This window comes from Methylophaga sp., assembly GCF_965655755.1.
Classification (GTDB): domain Bacteria; phylum Pseudomonadota; class Gammaproteobacteria; order Nitrosococcales; family Methylophagaceae; genus Methylophaga.
The window spans coordinates 27,766-29,836 of record NZ_CBFHHW010000032.1 but is presented as its reverse complement, the minus strand read 5'-3'; the positions used below and the strand labels follow the sequence as shown (position 1 = coordinate 29,836).

The following is a 2,071-nucleotide window of genomic DNA, read 5'->3' as shown; positions in this document are numbered from 1 at the left end:
ATACTCATTGTAGATTGGGATTATCATCATGGGAATGGGACAGAAGCCGCTTTTTATTCCGACCCATCAGTTTTGTTTTTTTCCACGCATGATCAATTCGCTTACCCTGGTACAGGCAGTCCATTGCGCGAAGGCAATGGGCCCGGTGAGGGATTCAATATTAACGTGCATTTAGACTGTGGTAGTGATGAAAAAGACATCCTCTCCTCATTTGAGGAAAAGCTGAAACCTGAAATTGAAAAATTTCAGCCCGAACTCATCTTAATATCAGCAGGTTTTGATAGTAGGAAAGATGATCTGTTGGGTTGTTTTGATGTAAAAGATACGGGGTTTCACAGGATGACTGTCTGGCTATGTGAAATGGCAGAAAAGTATTGTGATGGTAAGTTAATATCAGTTTTAGAGGGTGGCTACAATATAGAAGGCACAGCCTCAGCAGCAATGTCACATCTGCATGCGTTATCGGATTATGATGCTTCGAATTTTTGAAAAATTTGACACCCGTCTCACTTAGGCACGTTTCATGCAGTTACCTTGATAGAGCCCCTAATGCCAAAAATATGTCGCGGCATGGGTTACTCAACTTTCAAGGAGAAAATCAATGAACGCGTTGAAAGCTCATAAGCATCTCTCAACGGAAATGCAAGAAAACCCTCACGTGAGTGGGGCAAATCAAATGTCATCGCATTACGATGAAAAGTACAAGATAAATTGGCTTTACATGCATGCTTTACCTCGTCCTTGTTTTTCCCATGCTCTGCTGGACGAAATTACAGTATTCATCGAGAACATGAAAAATGAAATGCAGCAATCCAATCAATCTAAATATGATTATTTGGTGGTTGCCTCGAAAGTTGAAAATGTATTCAACTTAGGGGGAGATCTGGATTTATTTACCCAATTGATTGAGCAAAAGGATAGAGCGGCTCTATTAGAATATGCCGTAAAAGGCATCGATCTCGTCTATCATAACCATCGACACTTTGACTTGGATATGACCACAATTTCACTCATCCAGGGAGATGCTCTGGGCGGTGGATTTGAGGCGGCCTTATCAAGCAATGTCATTATTGCTGAAAAGGGCGTGAAGATGGGCTTGCCGGAAGTTTTATTTAACTTATTTCCGGGCATGGGAGCTTATTCTTTATTGTCTCGCAAAATAGGATCTAAGGCAGCCGAAAGAATGATCTTGTCAGGAAAGGTCTACACCGCTGAAGAAATGTTTGATTTAGGTGTTATTGATATATTGGCTGAACCGGGCGAAGGGGACCTTGCTGTTTATCGTTATGTCGATGCGGGCAAACGTTCAAATAACACACGAAAGGCAATGCGTAACGTTTTGGATGTATGTAATCCTATTACTTACGAGGAGATGTATGCTATTGGTGAGATTTGGGCTGATGCTGCTTTAGAGTTAACCACGAAGGACTTGAAAATGATGGCACGCTTGATAAAACGCCAGACTGTCCGATCAGAAACGAGTAGTCAAAAACTAGACAAGAAATTCGTTGCTTTGACTGCCTAACACCTCTATCTCAAGCGCTGAAATCGTCTCATGAAAAGTTTTCTCCAACTGTTTGCATAGGGTGAGCAACTGATCAGAGCCAATGTCGTCTGGTTTAAGTTGCTCACCTTGTGTGCATAGTGTTGACAGTGTTACAGCTCCCATCTCAGTGGCAGAGCCTTTGAGCGCATGAAGACTCTCACGATATGTAAGATAATCATCCTTACTTGCAGCGCAAATAATTCCAACGTGCTTACTGGCATCATGTTTAAAGCTTTCAATCAGTGACAGTATGAATTGTTTATCTTGATCCAAATTAATTAATTCAGCCAGCTTGTTACTGTCAAATAATTGACTGCTAGCTTGTACGTTTTCGGAGTGAGCTTTTGTTTTATCTTTCTGTTTTACCGGTATCTGTTGCGCGAGTAGCGAAACTTGTTCAAGCAAAGCCCGAGAATTGATCGGTTTAGTTAAAAAGGCGTCGACGCCAGAATCGATACATTCCTGTCTTGCTTCCGGGGTGGCATCAGCTGTCAAGATGATAATGGGAATATGTCGTTCCGTTTC

3 protein-coding genes are annotated in these 2,071 nt (G+C 41.8%); 2 read left to right on the top strand and 1 reads right to left on the bottom strand.

What is annotated here, in order from left to right; translation table 11 throughout:
• Window positions 1-489: histone deacetylase family protein (locus tag ACTF5U_RS10505; protein ID WP_438971582.1), on the top strand; the 489-nt coding region annotated here is incomplete at its 5' end.
• 112 nt (window positions 490-601) lie between these two features.
• Window positions 602-1,525: a crotonase/enoyl-CoA hydratase family protein gene (locus tag ACTF5U_RS10500; protein ID WP_438971581.1), complete on the top strand. Its 924-nt coding sequence runs from the start codon at window positions 602-604 to the stop codon at window positions 1,523-1,525.
• Here ACTF5U_RS10500 and ACTF5U_RS10495 read toward each other — a convergent pair.
• Window positions 1,493-2,071 (bottom strand): Hpt domain-containing response regulator (locus ACTF5U_RS10495; RefSeq protein ID WP_438971580.1); only part of this gene is annotated, 579 nt, incomplete at its 5' end. The genes ACTF5U_RS10500 and ACTF5U_RS10495 overlap by 33 nt on opposite strands.

What these genes read in the sequence shown, in the direction of transcription:
- ACTF5U_RS10500 (WP_438971581.1), top strand. Translation starts at nt 602, where the DNA reads ATGAACGCGTTGAAAGCTCATAAGCATCTCTCAACGGAAATGCAAGAA.